Source organism: Enterobacter sp. J49 (genome assembly GCF_002148625.1).
GTDB lineage: Bacteria > Pseudomonadota > Gammaproteobacteria > Enterobacterales > Enterobacteriaceae > Enterobacter > Enterobacter ludwigii.
The window spans coordinates 162,348-183,525 of sequence record NZ_MWPY01000030.1; the positions used below are offsets into that span (position 1 = coordinate 162,348).

20 protein-coding genes are annotated in these 21,178 nt (G+C 55.0%); 19 read left to right on the forward strand and 1 reads right to left on the reverse strand.

Going from position 1 to position 21,178, the window contains the following annotated elements; translation table 11 throughout:
* Positions 1 to 75 precede the first annotated feature (75 nt).
* The 10 genes from miaB (at position 76) to rihA (ending at position 10,284) form a co-directional block, all read left to right on the forward strand.
* Positions 76 to 1,500, forward strand: coding sequence for a tRNA (N6-isopentenyl adenosine(37)-C2)-methylthiotransferase MiaB (miaB, locus tag BJP35_RS09655; protein WP_020884986.1), 1,425 nt, complete (start codon positions 76 to 78; stop codon positions 1,498 to 1,500).
* 164 nt (positions 1,501 to 1,664) lie between these two features.
* Entirely contained in the window at positions 1,665 to 2,711 is a 1,047-nt protein-coding gene (locus tag BJP35_RS09660) for a PhoH family protein (RefSeq protein WP_020884987.1), read from the forward strand.
* A complete protein-coding gene (ybeY, locus tag BJP35_RS09665; RefSeq protein ID WP_040016936.1) occupies positions 2,708 to 3,175 on the forward strand; it encodes an rRNA maturation RNase YbeY in 468 nt (155 codons plus the stop codon). Before BJP35_RS09660 ends, ybeY begins: the two co-directional genes overlap by 4 nt.
* An 89-nt stretch (positions 3,176 to 3,264) precedes the next feature.
* Complete coding sequence (corC, locus tag BJP35_RS09670; RefSeq protein WP_014169132.1) at positions 3,265 to 4,143, forward strand: CNNM family magnesium/cobalt transport protein CorC; 879 nt, start codon at positions 3,265 to 3,267, stop codon at positions 4,141 to 4,143.
* 5 nt (positions 4,144 to 4,148) lie between these two features.
* Positions 4,149 to 5,687, forward strand: a complete 1,539-nt coding sequence (gene lnt, locus BJP35_RS09675; protein WP_044857535.1) for an apolipoprotein N-acyltransferase — start codon at positions 4,149 to 4,151, stop codon at positions 5,685 to 5,687.
* Between the two features lie 331 nt (positions 5,688 to 6,018).
* A complete protein-coding gene (locus BJP35_RS09680; RefSeq protein ID WP_020884991.1) occupies positions 6,019 to 6,924 on the forward strand; it encodes an amino acid ABC transporter substrate-binding protein in 906 nt (301 codons plus the stop codon).
* 155 nt (positions 6,925 to 7,079) lie between these two features.
* A complete protein-coding gene (locus tag BJP35_RS09685; protein ID WP_020884992.1) occupies positions 7,080 to 7,820 on the forward strand; it encodes an amino acid ABC transporter permease in 741 nt (246 codons plus the stop codon).
* Positions 7,820 to 8,494: a glutamate/aspartate ABC transporter permease GltK gene (gene gltK / locus BJP35_RS09690; RefSeq protein ID WP_014169128.1), complete on the forward strand. Its 675-nt coding sequence runs from the start codon at positions 7,820 to 7,822 to the stop codon at positions 8,492 to 8,494. The genes BJP35_RS09685 and gltK overlap by 1 nt, the downstream gene beginning before the upstream one ends.
* Positions 8,494 to 9,219, forward strand: coding sequence for an amino acid ABC transporter ATP-binding protein (locus tag BJP35_RS09695; protein WP_014169127.1), 726 nt, complete (start codon positions 8,494 to 8,496; stop codon positions 9,217 to 9,219). Before gltK ends, BJP35_RS09695 begins: the two co-directional genes overlap by 1 nt.
* Before the next feature lie 120 nt (positions 9,220 to 9,339).
* A complete protein-coding gene (gene rihA, locus BJP35_RS09700; protein ID WP_047743925.1) occupies positions 9,340 to 10,284 on the forward strand; it encodes a pyrimidine-specific ribonucleoside hydrolase RihA in 945 nt (314 codons plus the stop codon).
* Positions 10,285 to 10,363: 79 nt separating this feature from the next.
* Here the strand turns inward: rihA and BJP35_RS09705 are convergent, their stop codons facing one another.
* Entirely contained in the window at positions 10,364 to 10,846 is a 483-nt protein-coding gene (locus BJP35_RS09705) for a zinc ribbon-containing protein (protein WP_025204671.1), read from the reverse strand.
* 214 nt (positions 10,847 to 11,060) lie between these two features.
* On the opposite strand from BJP35_RS09705, the gene leuS reads away from it, so the two are divergent.
* The 9 genes from leuS to rlpA all read left to right on the forward strand — a co-directional run bounded on the left by leuS (position 11,061) and on the right by rlpA (position 21,149).
* A complete protein-coding gene (gene leuS / locus BJP35_RS09710; protein WP_047743927.1) occupies positions 11,061 to 13,643 on the forward strand; it encodes a leucine--tRNA ligase in 2,583 nt (860 codons plus the stop codon).
* Between the two features lie 14 nt (positions 13,644 to 13,657).
* The gene (gene lptE / locus BJP35_RS09715; RefSeq protein WP_040016927.1) at positions 13,658 to 14,227 is read left to right on the forward strand and encodes an LPS assembly lipoprotein LptE; all 570 of its coding nucleotides are present in this window, start codon (positions 13,658 to 13,660) and stop codon (positions 14,225 to 14,227) included.
* A complete protein-coding gene (holA, locus tag BJP35_RS09720) occupies positions 14,227 to 15,258 on the forward strand; it encodes a DNA polymerase III subunit delta (RefSeq protein WP_040016926.1) in 1,032 nt (343 codons plus the stop codon). Before lptE ends, holA begins: the two co-directional genes overlap by 1 nt.
* The gene (nadD, locus tag BJP35_RS09725; RefSeq protein ID WP_047743931.1) at positions 15,251 to 15,916 is read left to right on the forward strand and encodes a nicotinate-nucleotide adenylyltransferase; all 666 of its coding nucleotides are present in this window, start codon (positions 15,251 to 15,253) and stop codon (positions 15,914 to 15,916) included. Before holA ends, nadD begins: the two co-directional genes overlap by 8 nt.
* 270 nt (positions 15,917 to 16,186) lie before the next feature.
* Positions 16,187 to 16,504: a ribosome silencing factor gene (rsfS, locus tag BJP35_RS09730; protein WP_047743933.1), complete on the forward strand. Its 318-nt coding sequence runs from the start codon at positions 16,187 to 16,189 to the stop codon at positions 16,502 to 16,504.
* A gap of 3 nt (positions 16,505 to 16,507) precedes the next feature.
* Positions 16,508 to 16,975, forward strand: a complete 468-nt coding sequence (rlmH, locus tag BJP35_RS09735; RefSeq protein WP_003858701.1) for a 23S rRNA (pseudouridine(1915)-N(3))-methyltransferase RlmH — start codon at positions 16,508 to 16,510, stop codon at positions 16,973 to 16,975.
* A 28-nt stretch (positions 16,976 to 17,003) separates the two neighbouring features.
* Entirely contained in the window at positions 17,004 to 18,905 is a 1,902-nt protein-coding gene (gene mrdA / locus BJP35_RS09740) for a peptidoglycan DD-transpeptidase MrdA (RefSeq protein WP_014169119.1), read from the forward strand.
* Between the two features lie 2 nt (positions 18,906 to 18,907).
* Entirely contained in the window at positions 18,908 to 20,020 is a 1,113-nt protein-coding gene (gene mrdB / locus BJP35_RS09745) for a peptidoglycan glycosyltransferase MrdB (protein ID WP_014169118.1), read from the forward strand.
* Positions 20,021 to 20,036: 16 nt separating this feature from the next.
* The gene (rlpA, locus tag BJP35_RS09750; RefSeq protein WP_047743935.1) at positions 20,037 to 21,149 is read left to right on the forward strand and encodes an endolytic peptidoglycan transglycosylase RlpA; all 1,113 of its coding nucleotides are present in this window, start codon (positions 20,037 to 20,039) and stop codon (positions 21,147 to 21,149) included.
* Positions 21,150 to 21,178 lie beyond the last annotated feature (29 nt).

Consider the following 21,178-nt stretch of genomic DNA (forward strand, 5'->3'; position numbering starts at 1 on the left):
ACAACCTTCATACTGGTCACAACCGCAGCAAAGCATTACAATACGCGCCCTGCATTCCTGAGCATGAGCAAGTCGATGACAAAAAAACTCCATATAAAAACCTGGGGCTGTCAGATGAACGAATACGATTCATCCAAGATGGCCGATCTGCTGGATGCCACGCACGGGTATCAACTGACTGACAACGCGAACGAAGCGGACGTGTTGCTGCTCAATACCTGTTCGATCCGTGAGAAGGCGCAGGAGAAGGTGTTCCATCAACTGGGCCGCTGGAAGCTTATCAAACGCAAAAGACCCGATGTGATCATTGGCGTGGGTGGCTGTGTGGCCTCGCAGGAAGGCAAACTGATCCGCCAGCGTGCTCACTATGTTGATATTATTTTTGGCCCGCAGACGCTGCACCGCCTGCCGGAGATGATCAACGCCGTTCGCGAGAATCGACGCCCGGTGGTTGACGTAAGCTTCCCGGAAATCGAAAAATTTGACCGTCTGCCAGAACCACGCGCGGATGGTCCAACAGCCTACGTCTCCATTATGGAAGGCTGTAACAAGTACTGCACCTATTGTGTCGTACCGTATACCCGCGGCGAAGAAGTGAGCCGTCCGACCGACGACATTCTGTTTGAAGTGGCGCAACTGGCGGCACAGGGTGTGCGTGAAATTCACCTGCTGGGCCAGAACGTCAACGCCTGGCGCGGCGAGAACTACGACGGTACCACCGGCAGCTTTGCAGAACTGCTGCGCCTGGTGGCCGCGATCGACGGCATCGACCGCCTTCGCTTCACCACCAGCCACCCGATGGAATTTACCGATGACATCATTGATGTGTATCGCGATACGCCAGAGCTGGTGAGCTTCCTGCATCTGCCGATTCAGTGCGGTTCCGACCGCGTGCTGAACCTGATGGGACGTCCACATACGGTACTGGAGTACAAATCCATCATCCGCAAGCTGCGTGAAGCCCGCCCAGATATCCAGATTAGCTCCGACTTTATCGTTGGCTTCCCGGGCGAAACCACGGATGACTTTGAGCGCACGATGAAGCTCATTGGCGAAGTGAATTTTGACGTCAGCTACAGCTTTATCTTCTCAGCGCGTCCAGGTACTCCTGCGGCCGATATGGTCGACGATGTGCCGGAAGAAGAGAAAAAGCAGCGTCTGTATATTCTGCAGGAGCGTATCAACCAGCAGGCCAACGCCTGGAGCCGTCGTATGGTCGGCACCGTCCAGCGTATTCTGGTGGAAGGCACTTCCCGTAAGAGCATTATGGAGCTGTCAGGACGCACCGAAAATAACCGCGTCGTGAACTTTGAAGGCACGCCAGACATGGTCGGTAAATTTGTGGACGTGGAGATTGTCGACGTGCTGACCAACTCCCTGCGCGCGAAAGTGGTCCGTACCGAAGACGAAATGGGTCTGCGTATCGCACAGTCGCCGGAATCCGTCATGTCCCGCACCCGCAAAGAAAGCGACGCTGGCGTCGGTATTTACCAGCCATAACGCCATCCGGCCTGCCGGTTCGGCAGGCCTTGTATTTCCTCTCATCGCCCCCAATATCTTCCGCAACGCTTGCGCCTTTATTCTATGGCGTGAATAATTTCGGTAATGACCGTTTTATTACGCCAGGTGGCACCGGGTCAGTTAAACAATCAAAGAGGAACAGTTTGAACATAGATACGCGTGAAATTAGCCTTGAGCCAGCAGACAACGCTCGCCTGCTGAGCCTGTGCGGGCCGTTTGATGACAATATCAAACAACTGGAGCGACGTCTGGGTATCGAAATCAATCGTCGCGATAATCATTTCAAACTCACAGGACGCCCTCTCTGCGTCAACGCCGCTGCGGATATTCTGCGTAGCCTGTATGTGGATACCGCCCCAATGCGCGGTGAAATACAGGATATCGAGCCAGAACAGATCCACCTCGCGATCAAAGAGGCGCGCGTGCTTGAGCAAAGCGCAGAAAGTGTGCCGGACTATGGCAAGGCCATCAATATTAAGACCAAACGTGGCGTTATTAAGCCGCGTACGCCAAACCAGGCGCAGTACATCGCCAACATTCTCGACCATGACATCACCTTCGGTGTGGGCCCGGCGGGTACGGGTAAAACCTATCTGGCCGTTGCCGCGGCGGTTGATGCGCTCGAACGCCAGGAGATTCGTCGCATCCTGCTGACCCGTCCGGCGGTGGAAGCGGGTGAAAAACTGGGCTTCCTGCCAGGCGATCTGAGCCAGAAGGTTGACCCTTACCTTCGTCCGTTATACGACGCACTGTTCGAGATGCTCGGCTTTGAGAAAGTTGAGAAGCTGATTGAGCGTAACGTGATTGAAGTTGCCCCGCTCGCCTATATGCGCGGCCGTACGCTGAATGATGCATTCATTATTCTCGATGAAAGCCAGAACACCACCATCGAACAGATGAAAATGTTCCTGACCCGTATCGGCTTTAACTCAAAAGCGGTCATTACCGGTGACGTCACGCAGATTGACCTGCCGCGCAGCACCAAATCGGGTCTGCGCCATGCCATTGAAGTGCTGGCCGACGTCGACGAAATCAGCTTTAACTTCTTCCACAGCGAAGACGTGGTCCGTCACCCGGTTGTGGCGCGCATCGTTAACGCTTATGAAGCATGGGAAGAAGCAGATCAGAAGCGTAAGGCCGAACTGGCCGCAGAACGTAAGCGCGAAGCGCAGGAGCAAGAACAAAAATGAGTCAGGTGATCCTCGATTTACAACTGGCATGTGACGATAATTCCGGTTTGCCAGAAGAGGCGCAGTTTCAGACATGGCTGGATGCGGTTATCCCCCCGTTTCAGGAAGAATCAGAAGTCACGATTCGTCTGGTGGATGAAGCCGAAAGCCATGAGCTTAACCTGACCTACCGCGGGAAAGATAAGCCGACCAACGTGCTCTCTTTCCCCTTCGAAGCCCCACCGGGAATTGAGATGCCGCTGCTGGGCGATCTGATCATCTGCCGCCAGGTCGTGGAACAGGAAGCTAAAGAGCAGCAAAAACCGCTGGAAGCCCACTGGGCGCATATGGTGGTACACGGTAGCCTGCATCTGCTCGGCTACGACCATATTGAAGATGACGAAGCGGAAGAGATGGAGTCCCTCGAGACAGAGATAATGCTTGCTCTGGGCTATGAGGATCCGTACATTGCCGAGAAAGAATAGTCAGTCGACCGACTGACTAACATGCCGCCGCGTAGGGAAATAGCGCGGCGGTAAACGTTGAACTAACAAGAGAACCCTTAACAAACGCCATGAGCGACGACAATTCACACAGTAGCGACACGACAAACACCAAAAAGGGATTTTTCTCCCTCATTCTGAACCAGCTTTTCCACGGCGAACCTAAAAACCGTGACGAACTGCTGGAGCTGATTCGTGATTCCGGGCAAAACGACCTTATCGATGAAGATACGCGCGAAATGCTCGAAGGGGTAATGGACATCGCCGACCAGCGCGTTCGCGACATCATGATCCCCCGCTCGCAAATGATCACCCTGAAACGTAACCAGACTCTGGACGAGTGCCTCGATGTGATCATCGAATCCGCACACTCGCGTTTCCCGGTCATCAGCGAAGACAAAGATCACATTGAAGGGATTTTGATGGCGAAAGATCTGCTGCCGTTTATGCGCAGCGATGCCGAAGCCTTCAGCATGGAAAAAGTGTTACGCCAGGCCGTGGTTGTGCCGGAAAGTAAACGTGTGGATCGGATGCTGAAAGAGTTTCGCTCTCAGCGCTACCACATGGCGATTGTTATTGATGAATTTGGTGGCGTTTCCGGTCTCGTCACGATCGAAGATATCCTTGAGCTGATCGTGGGCGAAATCGAAGATGAGTATGACGAAGAAGAGGATATCGACTTCCGTCAGCTTAGCCGCCACACCTGGACCGTCCGCGCGCTGGCCTCGATTGAGGACTTTAACGACGCCTTTAGTACCCATTTCAGCGATGAAGAGGTCGATACCATTGGCGGGCTGGTGATGCAGGCCTTTGGCCACCTTCCGGCACGCGGCGAGACCGTTGACATCGACGGTTACCAGTTCAAAGTGGCAATGGCCGACAGCCGACGTATTATACAGGTTCATGTCAGAACGCCGGACGACTCACCGGTGCCAAAACTGGAAGATTAATGTAAATGGCATTTGCCCCATTACTTGAACGCCAGCGCGTACGTCTGCTGCTGGCGCTGTTACTCGGAGCCAGCGGAACGCTGGCTTTTTCTCCTTACGATATCTGGCCTGCAGCCATTCTCTCCCTGATGGGACTTCAGGGTTTAACCCTGAATCGTCGTCCCGTCCAGGCGGCAGCGATTGGCTACTTCTGGGGACTGGGGCTGTTTGGCTCCGGCATCAACTGGGTCTATGTCAGCATCGCCCAGTTTGGCGGTATGCCAGGACCCGTTAACGTCTTCCTCGTGGTGCTGCTGGCCGCTTATCTCTCGCTCTATACCGGCCTGTTCGCGGGTATCCTTTCTCGCCTGTGGCCAAAAACCACCTGGCTGCGCGTTGCCATTGCTGCGCCGGTTGTCTGGCAAATTACCGAGTTCCTTCGCGGCTGGGTACTGACTGGCTTCCCGTGGCTGCAGTTCGGTTACAGTCAGATTGATGGCCCGCTAAAGGGGCTTGCTCCGGTAATGGGCGTTGAAGCGATTAACTTCCTGTTGATGGTGGTGAGCGGACTGCTGGTCCTGGCGCTGGTCACACATAACTGGAAGACGCTGGTCGTGGCGCTGGTGTTGTTTGCCCTACCTTTCCCACTGCGTTATATCCAGTGGTACAGCCTGGTGCCAGAGCGCACTACACAGGTTTCAATGGTGCAGGGGAATATCCCTCAGTCAATGAAATGGGACGAGAAAGAGCTGCTGAACACGCTGAAGATCTACGCTAACGCCACCGAGGCGGTCATGGGTAAATCGCAGCTGATCATCTGGCCAGAGTCGGCGATTCCGGATCTGGAAATTAACCAGCAGCCGTTCCTGAACATGATGAACGATCTACTGCTGGCTCGCGGCAGTACGCTGGTTACGGGGATTGTCGATGCGCGTCTGAATCAGCAGAACCGCTATGACACCTACAACACCATCATTACGCTGGGTAAAGACAGCGAATACAGCTACAACTCCACTGACCGGTATAACAAGAATCACCTGGTACCGTTTGGCGAATTTGTACCGCTGGAGTCCATTCTGCGCCCGTTAGCACCGTTCTTTGACCTGCCGATGTCCTCATTCAGCCGTGGCCCGTACGTTCAGCCCCAGCTGCATGCGCACGGTTTTGCCCTTACGGCGGCCATCTGCTACGAAATTATCCTCGGCGAGCAGGTGCGCGATAACTTCCGTCCGGACACTGACTTCCTGCTGACTATCTCCAACGATGCCTGGTTTGGTAAGTCGATTGGCCCGTGGCAGCATTTCCAGATGGCGCGGATGCGCTCCCTGGAGCTGGCGCGCCCGCTGCTGCGTAGCACCAACAACGGCATTACCGCCGTGATTGGCCCGCAGGGCGAAATCCAGGCCATGATCCCGCAGTTCACCCGTGAAGTGCTGACGACCAACGTCACGCCTGCGACGGGCCTGACGCCTTATGCCCGCACCGGCAACTGGCCGCTGTGGATCCTGACCGCGCTGTTCGGATTTGGCGCGGTGCTGATGAGCTTGCGTCAGCGTCGTCGATAATTTCCCCTCCCTTCCCCTCTCCCGTTGGGAGAGGGCATTTCTGGCACGTCTCTTGCTTTATTTCCCCACGTAAACGCAGTTTGGCTTAACGTGCAACTTCGTCGCACCAGCGTAGATCACCGGTAGCACCGAAACGGTGCAACGAGAGATATTTGCCTCTGATTGGTGCGGCGCGCTTCGCAAAAATAAACAATAACGCAGCAAAATCTTTACATTAAGCCAGACTAAATGTTAACAAGCTTGCATAACACTGCACTCGCATAGCGCGAGATATAACAACATCACAATGGGTATCAATGCGTCACTGGCGCTGATAAGAAAGGAGTTGGGTATGCAATTACGTAAACTGGCCACAGCAATGCTGGTTATGGGGATGTCGGCAAGCGTCGTTCACGCTGAAGATGCTCCGGCTGCCGGGAGCACTCTCGACAAGATTGCCAAAAACGGCGTGATCGTGGTCGGCCACCGTGAATCTTCTGTCCCGTTCTCTTACTACGACAACACGCAAAAAGTCGTGGGCTATTCACAGGATTACTCCAACGCTATCGTTGAAGCTGTGAAGAAAAAGCTGAACAAACCTGACCTGCAGGTGAAGCTGATTCCAATCACTTCACAAAACCGTATTCCACTGCTGCAAAACGGCACGTTCGATTTTGAGTGCGGTTCCACCACCAACAACCTTGAGCGTCAGAAACAGGCTGCCTTCTCTGACACCATCTTCGTCGTGGGCACCCGCCTGCTGACCAAGAAAGGCGGCGAGATCAAAGACTTTGCGGACCTGAAAGGCAAAGCCGTCGTTGTTACCTCCGGTACCACTTCCGAAGTGCTGCTGCACAAGCTGAACGACGAGAAGAAAATGGATATGCGCATCATCAGCGCGAAAGATCATGGCGACTCTTTCCGTACTCTGGAAAGTGGCCGTGCTGTGGCGTTTATGATGGATGATGCCCTGCTGGCAGGCGAACGTGCAAAAGCGAAGAAACCAGACAACTGGGATATCGTCGGCACGGCGCAATCTAAAGAAGCGTACGGTTGTATGCTGCGTAAAGACGATCCGCAGTTCAAGAAGTTGATCGATGACACCATCGCTCAGGTTCAGACCTCCGGTGAAGCGGAAAAATGGTTCGATAAATGGTTCAAGAACCCGATTCCACCCAAAAATCTTAACATGAACTTCGAACTGTCTGACGACATGAAAGCGCTGTTCAAATCACCAAACGACAAGGCTCTTAACTAATTAGAACAACAGGGGCGGGATCTCCTGCCCTCTCGATTGTCGGGAAGCATGGACAGACTATACGTTGAGTGGTCGTTCCCCACTCAGCGCGAAAAATGAGCTTCTCACCAATCTTCGAGGGTAGCGCTGCTACCCTTTTTTTTCTGGAGTTTATTATGTCAATAGACTGGAACTGGGGCATATTCCTGCAACAAGCCCCGTTCGGCAACACCACCTATCTTGGCTGGCTGTGGAGCGGTTTTCAGGTTACCGTCGCCTTATCGATCACGGCGTGGATTATCGCGTTTCTTGTCGGTTCACTGTTCGGTATTTTGCGCACCGTACCTAACCGTTTTCTCTCATCTCTCGGCACCCTGTATGTGGAACTGTTCCGTAACGTTCCGCTGATTGTGCAATTTTTCACCTGGTATCTGGTCGTCCCGGAACTGCTGCCGGAAAATATTGGCATGTGGTTTAAGTCGGAACTGGATCCGAACGTGCAGTTCTTTGTCTCCTCCATGCTCTGTCTGGGGCTCTTCACCGCCGCGCGCGTTTGCGAGCAGGTGCGTGCCGCCATTCAGTCACTGCCGCGCGGACAAAAAAATGCTGGCCTGGCAATGGGCCTGACGCTGCCACAAACTTACCGCTACGTACTGCTGCCTAACGCTTACCGCGTCATTGTTCCACCGATGACGTCTGAGATGATGAACCTGGTGAAAAACTCGGCCATTGCCTCGACCATCGGTCTGGTGGATATGGCCGCACAGGCGGGCAAGCTGCTGGATTATTCCGCCCACGCGTGGGAATCCTTCACGGCGATCACACTCGCCTATGTTCTGATTAACACTTTCATCATGCTGGTGATGAACCTGGTTGAACGCAAAATCCGCCTGCCGGGCAATCTGGGGGGCAAATAATGTACGAATTTGACTGGAGTTCTATCGTTCCATCCATGCCTTACCTGCTGGATGGCCTGCTGATCACCTTAAAAATCACCGTGATTGCTATTGTGGTGGGAATCGTCTGGGGCACCCTGCTGGCGGTCATGCGCCTGTCGGCCTTTAAACCGTTCGCCTGGTTTGCCACGGCCTACGTTAACGTTTTCCGCTCCATCCCACTGGTGATGGTACTGCTGTGGTTTTACCTGATTGTTCCCGGCTTTCTGCAAAACGTGCTGGGGCTGTCGCCGAAAACCGATATCCGCCTGATATCCGCGATGGTCGCGTTCTCAATGTTTGAGGCTGCTTACTATTCAGAGATTATCCGAGCGGGTATTCAGAGTATTTCCCGTGGTCAGTCCAGCGCCGCGCTGGCGCTGGGGATGACGCACTGGCAATCCATGCAGCTCATTATTCTGCCGCAGGCGTTTCGCGCCATGGTTCCCCTCCTGCTGACCCAGGGCATCGTACTGTTCCAGGATACCTCTCTGGTCTACGTATTGAGCCTGGCAGACTTCTTCCGTACCGCGTCTACCATCGGTGAACGTGATGGTACGCAGGTCGAAATGGTGCTCTTCGCGGGTGGCGTCTATTTTGTGATTAGTTTAAGCGCGTCGCTGTTGGTCAGTTGGCTGAAGAAAAGGACTGTATAATGATTTCCCTGAAAAATGTTTCTAAATGGTATGGGCACTTTCAGGTGCTGACCGACTGCTCAACCGAAGTGAAAAAAGGTGACGTGGTGGTGGTATGTGGGCCATCCGGCTCCGGTAAATCCACGCTGATCAAAACCGTTAACGGCCTGGAGCCGGTGCAGCAAGGTGAGATCCTCGTCAATGGCACCAAAGTCAATGACAGGAAAACCAACCTTGCTCAGCTGCGTTCCCACGTCGGCATGGTGTTCCAGCACTTTGAGCTGTTTCCGCACCTCTCCATTATTGAGAACCTGACGCTGGCGCAGGTAAAAGTGCTGAAACGCGATAAAAAGCTCGCGCGCGATAAAGGTCTGAAGCTGCTGGAACGCGTGGGGCTCTCTGCGCATGCTGATAAATTCCCGGCGCAGCTCTCTGGCGGTCAGCAGCAGCGTGTGGCTATTGCCCGCGCCCTGTGTATGGATCCGGTCGCCATGCTGTTTGATGAACCGACTTCTGCTCTCGATCCCGAGATGATCAACGAAGTGCTGGACGTAATGGTTGAGCTGGCGCACGAAGGGATGACGATGATGGTGGTGACCCACGAAATGGGCTTTGCCCGCAAAGTGGCGAACCGCGTGATCTTCATGGACGAAGGGAAGATTGTTGAAGACTCGCCGAAAGAAGAGTTCTTCGCCAATCCAAAATCCGAGCGAGCAAAAGACTTCCTCGCCAAAATCCTGCACTAATCTCCCCGGTGCGCAATCTGCGGATTGCGCACTGCTTCACGCTTTAACTCTCTTCTTCTCGTCGGCGTCACATTGCAGCGTTAACCTTGTCACAAAATAATGCTACGTATGGAGCACGCTATGGCACAACCTATCCTTCTCGATTGCGACCCGGGTCATGATGACGCGATCGCCCTCGTCCTTGCACTTGCCTCCCCTGAACTGGACGTTAAAGCCGTCACGTCCTCTGCCGGAAACCAGACACCGGAGAAAACGCTGCGTAACGTCCTGCGTATGCTGACGTTGCTCAAACGCACCGATATACCGGTCGCCGGTGGTGCTGTCAAACCGCTCATGCGCGATCTGATCATTGCCGACAACGTGCACGGTGAAAGTGGGCTGGATGGCCCGGCACTGCCCGAACCGGGGTTTGAAGCGCAACCCTGCACCGCCGTAGAGCTGATGGCGAAAGTGCTGCGTGAAAGCGCGGAACCGGTCACGCTGGTGGCCACCGGCCCGCAAACCAACGTTGCGCTGCTGCTGAACAGCCATCCAGAATTGCACAGTAAAATCGCCCGAATCGTGATCATGGGCGGCGCAATGGGACTCGGGAACTGGACGCCAGCGGCGGAGTTCAACATTTTTGTCGATCCGGAAGCCGCAGAGATTGTCTTCCAGTCTGGCCTGCCTATTGTCATGGCCGGCCTGGACGTCACCCATCGCGCACAAATAATGGCGCACGACATTGCGCGCTTTCGTGCCATTGGCAACCCGGTGGCGACAACCGTCGCAGAGTTGCTGGACTTCTTTATGGCGTATCACAAAGCCGAGAAATGGGGTTTTCACGGCGCGCCGCTGCACGATCCATGCACCATTGCCTGGCTGCTCAAACCGGAGATGTTTACCACGGTAGAACGGTGGGTAGGCGTGGAAACCCAGGGAAAATACACTCAGGGTATGACGGTGGTGGACTACTATTCACTGACGGGCAATCACCCCAACACCACGCTAATGGTGGATATCGATCGTGAAACGTTCGTGGATTTGCTGGCGGAAAGACTCAGCTATTACAGCCAGGCCCGGTAAGCGAAGGCCACCGGGCATGGTAGACTGCTCTGCGGCCTGAAGCCCTCCCCCTGGCCTGCAGGGAGAGGGCGGCTTTTACTTAGGGCTCAAACGGCCGACGCTGGAACTGATCGTGTCCACACTTTGGACACAGCGGCAACACATCCGGCGTATAGACTGCAATGTGGTGATGGCATTTCTCGCACACCAGATTCCCCAGTCCGACCACTTCTCCGCTGTGATAGACCCCGTGGTGGTTGAGGTCCTGAAAGACTTCACGCCACTCCAGCTGCGTTTTATCGGTGATATCCGCCAGCTCCTGCCACAGGCTTTCTTTAATTACCCGCATAAAAACGCTGTCGGTAACCTCGTTCTGACTCTCTTCGTAGCTTCGCGCAAACTCTTCCAGGTCGCGGCGTACGGCGCGCGTCACCTCTTCCACTTCGGTTCGCGTTAACTCACCCGTTTGCGTCACGCGGGCCCGCGCCTGTTCCACCAGCGCATCGATATCACGCTCACCGTTACGCAGCCGTTCCGTCAGTGTTGTCACCAGTTCTCGGTAAAATTGAGCAACCTTGTTCATCATTTTGCCTCCCGGGTAAGTAACTGACTCTAATAATAGACCTTATTTCGCCACCGCTTTGCCAGGTGAACCACAGACCCGACAAATTCCTCACGCGCGCATTTGTGCGAAAGGCTGTTTTGGCGCGGGCGTTTGGGCTATGCTATGCGGATCTGAATTACCACATCCATTGGCTACATTTGTAGCTGTATTGAAAACAGGACCACTGGCTGCCATGCAAGAGCAATACCGCCCGGAAGAGATAGAATCAAAAGTCCAGCAACACTGGGACGAGAAGCGCACCTTTGAAGTAACCGAAGACGAGAGCAAAGAGAAGTATTACTGCCTGTCGATGCTTCCCTATCCTTCTGGTCGACTACACATGGGCCACGTGCGTAACTACACCATTGGTGATGTGATTGCCCGCTACCAGCGTATGCTCGGCAAAAACGTCCTGCAGCCAATCGGCTGGGATGCGTTTGGTCTGCCTGCAGAAGGCGCGGCGGTCAAAAACAACACGGCACCTGCCCCGTGGACGTACGACAACATCGCGTACATGAAAAACCAGCTCAAAATGCTGGGCTTTGGCTATGACTGGAGCCGCGAGCTGGCGACCTGCACCCCGGAATACTACCGCTGGGAGCAGAAATTCTTCACCGAGCTGTACAAAAAAGGCCTGGTGTACAAGAAGACCTCTGCCGTTAACTGGTGCCCGAACGACCAGACCGTACTGGCGAACGAGCAGGTTATCGACGGCTGCTGCTGGCGTTGTGATACCAAAGTTGAGCGTAAAGAGATCCCGCAGTGGTTTATCAAAATCACCGCCTACGCTGACGAGCTGCTGAACGATCTGGATAATCTGGAGCACTGGCCTGATACCGTCAAGACCATGCAGCGTAACTGGATCGGCCGTTCAGAAGGCGTGGAGATCACCTTCAACGTTGAGAACGACGATCGGACCCTGACCGTCTACACTACCCGTCCGGACACCTTCATGGGTGCGACCTATCTGGCCGTGGCCGCTGGTCACCCGCTGGCGCAGAAAGCCGCGGAAAACAACCCGGAACTGGCGGCCTTCATCGACGAGTGCCGCAACACCAAAGTGGCCGAAGCCGACATGGCGACGATGGAGAAGAAAGGCGTTGATACCGGCTTTAAGGCTATCCATCCACTGACGGGCGAAGCAATCCCTGTCTGGGCAGCCAACTTCGTGCTGATGGAGTACGGCACAGGCGCCGTCATGGCCGTTCCAGGCCACGATCAGCGTGACTACGAATTTGCCACCAAATATGGCCTGACCATCAAGCCTGTCATCCTCGCGGCTGACGGTTCTGAGCCAGACCTCTCCGCACAAGCCCTGACCGAAAAAGGCACCCTGTTCAACTCGGGTGAATTCAGCGGTCTGAGCTTTGAAGATGGCTTCAACGCGATTGCCGACAAGTTAGCGTCGCTGGGCGTCGGTGAGCGTAAAGTCAACTACCGCCTGCGCGACTGGGGTGTCTCTCGCCAGCGCTACTGGGGAGCACCTATCCCAATGGTGACGCTGGAAGATGGTACCGTGATGCCAACGCCAGAAGATCAACTCCCGGTGATCCTGCCGGAAGATGTGATCATGGACGGTATCACCAGCCCAATCAAAGCCGATCCTGAGTGGGCAAAAACGACCGTTAACGGCCAGCCAGCGCTGCGTGAAACTGACACCTTTGATACCTTTATGGAATCGTCATGGTACTACGCGCGTTACACCTGCCCGCAGTATCAGGAAGGCATGCTGGATTCCGATGCAGCAAACTACTGGCTGCCTGTGGACATCTACATCGGTGGTATTGAACACGCCATCATGCACCTGCTCTACTTCCGCTTCTTCCACAAGCTGATGCGCGACGCAGGCATGGTCAACTCTGACGAACCAGCAAAACAGCTGCTGTGTCAGGGAATGGTGCTGGCCGATGCCTTCTACTACGTCGGGGCGAACGGCGAGCGTAACTGGGTGTCTCCGGTTGACGCGATCGTTGAGCGCGACGAGAAAGGCCGTATCGTGAAGGCGAAAGACGCCGAAGGTCATGAACTGGTTTATACCGGCATGAGCAAGATGTCGAAGTCTAAAAACAACGGCATCGACCCTCAGGTGATGGTTGAGCGTTACGGCGCAGATACCGTGCGTCTGTTTATGATGTTTGCCTCTCCGGCTGACATGACCCTGGAATGGCAGGAATCGGGCGTTGAAGGGGCTAACCGCTTCCTGAAGCGTGTCTGGAAACTGGTTTACGAGCACACCTCTCAGGGTGATGCTCCGGCAGTGAACGTCGCGGCACTGACTGAAGATCAGCAGGCGCTGCGTCGTGATGTTCATAAAACGATTGCAAAAGTGACCGATGATATTGGTCGTCGTCAGACCTTCAATACCGCAATTGCGGCTATTATGGAACTGATGAACAAGCTGGCAAAAGCCCCGCAGGACGGCGAGCAGGATCGTGCCTTAATGCGTGAAGCGCTGCTGGCCGTCGTTCGCATGTTGAACCCGTTCACCCCGCACGTCAGCTTCACCCTTTGGCAGGAGCTGAAAGGCGAAGGTGATATCGACAACGCACCGTGGCCAGTGGCTGACGAATCCGCGATGGTGGAAAACACCACGCTGGTTGTGGTCCAGGTTAACGGCAAAGTTCGCGGTAAAATTACCGTGGCGGTCGATGCTACCGAAGAACAGGTTCGCGAACGCGCAGGCCAGGAACATCTGGTTGCGAAATATCTTGAGGGCGTTACCGTACGTAAAGTGATCTACGTACCGGGTAAATTGCTGAATCTGGTCGTTGGCTAAGCGCGGGAGGAAACGTGCGACAACTGGCAACAATACTCTTATCTCTGGCGGTGCTTGTCACCGCTGGTTGTGGCTGGCATCTGCGCAATACCACGGCAGTGCCTGCTGAAATGAAAACGATGATTTTCGACTCATCGGATCCGAATGGTCCACTCAGCCGGGCAATTCGAAACCAGCTGCGTCTTAACGATGTTGAGTTGATTGAGAAAGGGACGTTACGTCAGGATGTTCCATCCCTGCGCGTTCTGAGCTCAGCCTTAGCTCAAGACACGGCGTCCATTTTCCAGGACGGCCGTACCGCGGAGTATCAGATGGTTCTGTCGGTTAATGCCGCCGTCCTGATCCCGGGTAAAGACATCTACCCAATCAGCACGAAAGTGTACCGTTCGTTCTTCGATAACCCGCAGACGGCTCTGGCAAAAGACGCCGAGCAGCAGATTATCATTAAAGAAATGTACGACAAGGCCGCAGAGCAGCTGATCCGTAAACTGCCGGGCGTTGCCGCGTCAACGAAACAGGGTTCTGACATCATCGAAAAACCGGATGCCACCACGCCTCCTGTTTCTGCCTCCATGGGTAACTGATGATCAGGCTGTATCCTGAACAACTCCGCGCGCAGCTCAATGAAGGGCTGCGCGCGGCGTATCTGCTTCTCGGAAACGATCCGCTATTACTTCAGGAAAGCCTGGATGCCGTCCGACAGGCGGCGGCCGCTCAGGGCTTTGATGAACACCACACCGTCCAGCTGGATAACAACACCGACTGGAATGCCCTCTTCTCGCTTTGCCAGGCGATGAGCCTCTTTGCATCGCGCCAGACCATCCAGATCCTGCTGCCGGAGAATGGCCCTAACGCGGCCATCAATGAACAGCTGGCAACGCTGGTCAGCCTGCTGCACAGCGATCTGCTGTTTATTGTGCGTGGCAACAAGCTCACCAAAGCGCAGGAAAACGCGGCCTGGTTTACCCAGCTCGCGGCCAATGCGGTTATGGTGACCTGTCAGACGCCTGAGCAAGCCCATCTGCCAAAATGGGTCGCGACAAGAGCGAAGCAAAACAATCTTCAGCTGGACGACGCCGCAAACCAGCTCCTCTGTTACTGCTATGAAGGCAACCTGCTGGCACTGGCGCAGGCGCTGGACAGGCTCTCCCTGCTCTGGCCAGACGGTAAGCTGACACTGCCACGCGTGGAGCAGGCCGTTAACGATGCCGCGCACTTTACGCCCTTCCACTGGGTGGATGCACTGCTGGCAGCGAAAAGCAAACGCGCCCTGCATATATTGCAACAGCTGCGCCTGGAAGGTAGCGAACCGGTTATTTTGCTGCGCACTCTTCAGCGTGAATTATTACTGCTGATTACGCTCAAGCGTCAGTCTGCACATACGCCATTACGTTCGCTGTTTGATAAACATCGGGTGTGGCAAAACCGTCGGGCGATGACCACCGAGGCCATCAACCGCCTGAGTCATGAACAGCTGCGTCAGGCCGTGCAGCTTCTGATGCGCGCTGAGCTTACGTTGAAACAAGATTATGGTCAGTCGGTCTGGGCGGAGCTGGAAAGTCTCTCTTTGCTGCTCTGCCATAAGGCGCTGGCAGACGTATTTATCGATGGATAGTATGCATTCTTTACAGGCCCTGTACGGTGGCACCTTCGACCCGGTCCATTACGGACATCTGAAGCCGGTTGAAATTCTGGCGAATCTGATCGGCCTTCAGCGCGTAATCATCATGCCCAATAATGTGCCGCCACACCGTCCGCAACCTGAGGCGAGCAGCGAGCAAAGAAAAGAGATGCTCACTCTGGCCATCGCGGATAAACCGCTTTTTAGCCTTGATGAGCGAGAACTGCGCCGCGACACACCGTCCTGGACGTCGCAAACGCTGCAGGAGTGGCGAGCCGAGCAAGGGCCGGACACGCCGCTGGCCTTTATTATTGGTCAGGACTCCCTGCTCAATTTTCCCACCTGGCACCAGTATGAAACCATTCTGGAAAACAGCCACCTGCTTGTCTGTCGCCGTCCGGGCTATCCGCTGACCATGCGAGAAGAGCAGTACCAGCAGTGGCTTGAGGCGCATCTCACAGACAATATTGAAGACTTGCACAACCAGCCTGCCGGGAAGATTTATCTGGCAGAGACGCCGTGGTTCGATATTTCTGCGACCCTCATTCGCGACCGTTTGCAGCAGGGATTAGCCTGTGACGATCTGCTGCCATCAGCTGTGCTGGACTACATTCACGCGCATGGGTTGTATCAGAAAAGCGCAGACGCATAGCGGGGGCGCATGAAAAAGCGGCGTAATGATTATCCTGCCTTGACAGGTTAAGCCATACTGTTATCCTCCGCTGCCAGACTTTCCCGCCGATCATTGCTTTACAGAAATTGTTTTACAAAAATGGCGATGCAATCTCAGGCGGAGGGTGGGATGATACCCGCCTTCAAAAGCCCGGCCGGAGACATTTGTCCCGACACTGGCGTCAGTTCAGGTATACTGTCTGGCCACGAATTCATAGTTATACAATCTCATTCACCCCAGGGGGAAAACTTGCAGGGTAAAGCACTCCAGGATTTTGTTATCGACAAAATTGATGACCTGAAAGGTCAGGACATCATCGCTATCGACGTTAAGGGTAAATCCACCATCACCGACTGCATGATTATCTGCACCGGTACTTCAACGCGTCATGTTGTTTCGATTGCCGACCACGTTGTTCAGGAATCGCGTGCAGCAGGCCTGTTACCGCTTGGCGTTGAAGGTGAAGCGACCGCTGACTGGGTGGTTGTCGATCTCGGCGATGTGATTGTCCATGTCATGCAGGAAGAGAGTCGTCGCCTGTATGAGCTGGAAAAACTCTGGGGTTAATGCGTGAAGTTGCAACTGGTCGCCGTCGGCACCAAAATGCCGGACTGGGTACAAACCGGTTTTACTGAATATCTGCGTCGTTTTCCAAAAGACATGCCGTTCGAACTGGTGGAAATTCCCGCCGGGAAACGCGGCAAGAACGCCGATATCAAACGTATTCTCGATAAAGAGGGAGAGCTGATGCTGGCTGCCGCAGGCAAAAACCGCATCGTCACCCTCGATATTCCAGGTAAACCCTGGGATACGCCGCAGCTGGCGCACGAACTGGAGCGCTGGAAGCAGGATGGTCGTGACGTCAGTCTGTTGATTGGCGGGCCTGAAGGGTTATCTCCTGCCTGCAAAGCGGCGGCAGAACAAAGTTGGTCTCTCTCCGCGCTGACGCTTCCCCACCCGCTCGTTCGGGTACTGGTGGCAGAAAGCCTGTATCGCGCGTGGAGCATTACTACCAACCACCCATATCACCGCGAGTAGTGACTGACCAGGGTAGATTAAGCAGCGGATGAAACTACAGAATTCTTTTCGCGACTATACGGCTGAGTCCGCGCTGTTTGTGCGCCGGGCGCTGGTCGCCTTTACGGGGATTTTGCTGCTTACCGGCGTGCTGATCGCCAACCTCTATAATCTGCAAATTGTCCGCTTTACCGATTATCAGACGCGTTCAAACGAAAACCGTATCAAGCTGGTGCCCATCGCGCCCAGCCGCGGCATTATCTACGACCGTAACGGCACTCCGCTGGCGTTAAACCGCACCATTTATCAAATCGAAATGATGCCGGAAAAAGTCGATAATGTGCAGGATACGCTTGAAGCGCTAAAAGGCGTTGTCGATCTGACCGACGATGATATCGCCGCGTTCAAAAAAGAGCGTGCCCGCTCCCACCGTTTCACCTCAATTCCGGTTAAAACGAACCTGACGGAAGTCCAGGTGGCCCGCTTTGCCGTGAACCAGTATCGTTTTCCCGGCGTGGAAGTGAAAGGTTACAAGCGTCGCTACTACCCTTACGGTTCCGCGCTGACGCATGTCATTGGTTACGTTTCCAAGATCAACGATAAAGACGTTGAACGCCTCGATAAAGACGGCAAACTGGCGAACTACGCGGCGACGCACGATATCGGTAAGCTGGGGATCGAACGCTACTACGAAGATGTCCTGCACGGGCAGACCGGCTATGAAGAGGTTGAAGTTAACAACCGTGGCCGCGTCATTCGCCAGCTCAAAGAAGTGCCACCGCAGGCGGGGCATGACGTCTACCTGACGCTCGACCTCAAGCTGCAGCAGTATATTGAAACCCTACTGGCGGGCAGCCGTGCTGCCGTTGTCGTCACCGATCCGCGTTCCGGCGGCATTCTGGCGATGGTGTCCATGCCAAGCTACGACCCGAACCTCTTTGTCGATGGTATCTCCAGCAAGGACTATTCCGGTCTGCTCAATGACCCGAATACGCCGCTGGTGAACCGCGCCACACAAGGGGTTTACCCGCCAGCGTCAACGGTAAAACCGTACGTGGCGGTCTCTGCGCTGAGCGCGGGCGTCATCAACCGCAATACCAGTCTGTTTGACCCGGGCTGGTGGCAATTACCAGGCTCTGAAAAACGCTATCGCGACTGGAAAAAATGGGGCCATGGTCACCTCAACGTTACCAAATCGCTGGAAGAGTCTGCGGATACCTTCTTCTACCAGGTTGCATATGACATGGGCATTGACCGCCTGTCAGAGTGGATGAGCAAATTCGGTTACGGACATTACACCGGCGTTGACCTTTCAGAAGAACGTTCCGGTAACATGCCAACCCGTGAGTGGAAGCTGAAGCGCTTTAAGAAGCCGTGGTATCAGGGTGATACCATTCCGGTGGGTATCGGTCAGGGCTACTGGACGGCGACCCCGATTCAGATGAACAAAGCGATGATGATCCTCATCAACGATGGCGTAGTGAAAGTTCCGCACCTGCTGCAAAGTACGGTTGAAGACGGCAAAAAAGTGCCGTGGATCCAGCCGCATGAAGCCCCGGTGGGTGACATTCATTCCGGTTACTGGGAAATTGCCAAAGACGGTATGTACGGCGTGGCGAACCGCCCGAACGGGACCGCGCATAAGTATTTCGCCGGCACACCGTATAAAGTGGCCGCCAAATCCGGTACTGCGCAGGTCTTCGGTCTGAAAGCCAATGAAACCTATAACGCGCACCGCATTGCTGAACGTCTGCGTGACCATAAGCTGATGACGGCCTTTGCCCCTTATGATAACCCGCAGGTTGCGGTGGCGATGATTCTGGAAAACGGCGGCGCAGGTCCGGCCGTGGGGACCATCATGCGCCAGATCCTCGACCACATTATGCTGGGTGATAACAACACCGAACTGCCGGCTGAAAACCCGGCCGCCGCTGCGGCGGAGGACCAATAATCATGACGGATAATCCAAATAAAAAATCGCTGTGGGATAAAATCCACATCGACCCAGCCATGCTGCTGATCCTGCTGGCTCTGCTGGTTTACAGCGCCCTGGTTATCTGGAGCGCCAGCGGCCAGGACATCGGCATGATGGAGCGCAAAATCGGCCAGATCGCGATGGGTCTGGTCATTATGGTGGTCATGGCGCAGATCCCGCCGCGGGTCTATGAAGGCTGGGCGCCGTATCTGTACATATTCTGTATTGTGCTGCTGGTTGCGGTAGATGCCTTTGGGGCCATCTCTAAAGGCGCGCAGCGCTGGCTGGATCTGGGCGTTGTCCGCTTCCAGCCCTCTGAAATAGCCAAAATAGCGGTTCCCTTGATGGTGGCGCGTTTTATTAACCGTGACGTCTGCCCGCCTTCGCTGAAAAATACCGCCATTGCGCTGGTGCTGATTTTCCTGCCGACGCTACTGGTTGCGGCGCAGCCTGACCTCGGCACTTCGATTCTTATCGCCCTCTCCGGCCTGTTTGTCCTGTTCCTGTCGGGTTTAAGCTGGCGTCTGATTGGCATTGCAGTCGTGCTGGTGGCAGCATTCATCCCGATTCTCTGGTTCTTCCTGATGCATGATTACCAGCGACAACGCGTCATGATGCTGCTCGATCCGGAAACCGATCCGCTGGGTGCGGGCTATCATATTATTCAGTCCAAGATTGCGATCGGTTCCGGCGGCCTGCGCGGTAAAGGCTGGCTGCACGGCACCCAGTCCCAGCTGGAGTTCTTACCGGAACGCCACACCGACTTTATCTTTGCGGTTCTGGCGGAAGAGCTGGGCCTGGTTGGCATCCTGATTCTGCTGGCGCTGTATGTGCTGTTGATCATGCGAGGGCTGTGGATCGCCGCACGTGCGCAAACCACCTTTGGCCGCGTGATGGCAGGCGGGTTGATGCTGATTTTATTCGTTTATGTCTTCGTAAATATTGGTATGGTGAGTGGTATTCTGCCGGTTGTTGGCGTCCCGCTCCCGCTGGTGAGCTACGGAGGCTCGGCACTGATCGTGTTGATGGCCGGGTTTGGTATCGTGATGTCGATCCATACCCACAGAAAAATGTTGTCAAAAAGCGTATAAAAATAAGGGGATCGGAATGCGTAAGCAGTGGCTGGGGATCTGCATTGCGGCAAGTTTACTTGCGGCCTGCACAAGTGATGATGGTCAGCAACAGGCAACCGTCGCGCCGCCGCAGCCTGCGGTTTGTAATGGCCCGATCGTTGAAATCAGCGGTGCCGATCCCGTTTATGAACCGCTCAATGCCAGCGCGAATCAGGATTACGAGCGCGACGGCAAAAGCTACAAAATTGTTCAGGATCCCTCCCGCTTTAGCCAGGCTGGCTTTGCCGCCATTTATGATGCCGAGCCAGGCAGCAACCTGACGGCGACCGGCGAAGCGTTCGATCCGATGCAACTGACGGCGGCTCACCCGACCCTGCCTGTCCCGAGCTACGCCCGTATCACCAACCTGGCGAATGGTCGTATGATCGTGGTACGCATTAACGATCGTGGTCCCTACGGTAACGACCGGGTGATCTCCCTGTCACGCGCGGCTGCAGACCGCCTGAACACCTCGAACAATACCAAAGTCCGTATTGACCCGATTATCGTGGCGCAGGATGGCACCCTCTCCGGGCCAGGTACCGCGTGTACGACGGTGGCGAAACAGACTTACGCCCTTCCTGACCGCCCGAACCTGGACGGCGGCATGGGAAGCGTCTCTTCTCCGGCAGAGCCTTCTCAGCCAGCAGGAGAAGTGCGCCCAATCAGCAATGATACGCTGCAGAGTGACGACACGACGGGTGCGCCGGTAAAGAGTAGCGGCTTCCTGGGCGCGCCGACAACGTTAGCCACCGGCGTGCTGGAAGGCAGCGAACCTACGCCAGCACCGGCTCCTGTTGCCGCTCCTGCCACAGAGCCTGCGCCCGTAACGGCTCCGGCGACGGCGCAAAGCACACCGGTTGCGGCTCCAGCGGCGGCAAGTGGCGGCTTTGTGGTGCAGGTTGGGGCGGTAAGCGATCAGGCCCGTGCACAGCAGTATCAACAGCGTCTGAGCCAGCAGTTTGGTGTTCCGGGACGCGTTGCGCAAAACGGCGCAGTATGGCGTATTCAGATGGGGCCGTTTGCCAGCAAATCGCAGGCAGCGTCTCTGCAGCAGCGCCTGCAAAATGAAGCCCAACTACAATCATTTATCGCTGTTGCGAAATAATGAACTGGCGGCATCCAAAGTGTCAATTT

Excerpts from the sequence above, each read along its gene's own strand:
- miaB (WP_020884986.1), top strand. The coding sequence starts at position 76 with ATGACAAAAAAACTCCATATAAAAACCTGGGGCTGTCAGATGAACGAA.
- ybeY (WP_040016936.1), top strand. The coding sequence starts at position 2,708 with ATGAGTCAGGTGATCCTCGATTTACAACTGGCATGTGACGATAATTCC.
- corC (WP_014169132.1), top strand. The coding sequence starts at position 3,265 with ATGAGCGACGACAATTCACACAGTAGCGACACGACAAACACCAAAAAG.
- lnt (WP_044857535.1), top strand. The coding sequence starts at position 4,149 with ATGGCATTTGCCCCATTACTTGAACGCCAGCGCGTACGTCTGCTGCTG.
- BJP35_RS09680 (WP_020884991.1), top strand. The coding sequence starts at position 6,019 with ATGCAATTACGTAAACTGGCCACAGCAATGCTGGTTATGGGGATGTCG.
- BJP35_RS09685 (WP_020884992.1), top strand. The coding sequence starts at position 7,080 with ATGTCAATAGACTGGAACTGGGGCATATTCCTGCAACAAGCCCCGTTC.
- gltK (WP_014169128.1), top strand. The coding sequence starts at position 7,820 with ATGTACGAATTTGACTGGAGTTCTATCGTTCCATCCATGCCTTACCTG.
- BJP35_RS09695 (WP_014169127.1), top strand. The coding sequence starts at position 8,494 with ATGATTTCCCTGAAAAATGTTTCTAAATGGTATGGGCACTTTCAGGTG.
- rihA (WP_047743925.1), top strand. The coding sequence starts at position 9,340 with ATGGCACAACCTATCCTTCTCGATTGCGACCCGGGTCATGATGACGCG.
- BJP35_RS09705 (WP_025204671.1), bottom strand. The coding sequence starts at position 10,846 with ATGAACAAGGTTGCTCAATTTTACCGAGAACTGGTGACAACACTGACG.
- leuS (WP_047743927.1), top strand. The coding sequence starts at position 11,061 with ATGCAAGAGCAATACCGCCCGGAAGAGATAGAATCAAAAGTCCAGCAA.
- holA (WP_040016926.1), top strand. The coding sequence starts at position 14,227 with ATGATCAGGCTGTATCCTGAACAACTCCGCGCGCAGCTCAATGAAGGG.
- nadD (WP_047743931.1), top strand. The coding sequence starts at position 15,251 with ATGGATAGTATGCATTCTTTACAGGCCCTGTACGGTGGCACCTTCGAC.
- mrdA (WP_014169119.1), top strand. The coding sequence starts at position 17,004 with ATGAAACTACAGAATTCTTTTCGCGACTATACGGCTGAGTCCGCGCTG.
- mrdB (WP_014169118.1), top strand. The coding sequence starts at position 18,908 with ATGACGGATAATCCAAATAAAAAATCGCTGTGGGATAAAATCCACATC.
- rlpA (WP_047743935.1), top strand. The coding sequence starts at position 20,037 with ATGCGTAAGCAGTGGCTGGGGATCTGCATTGCGGCAAGTTTACTTGCG.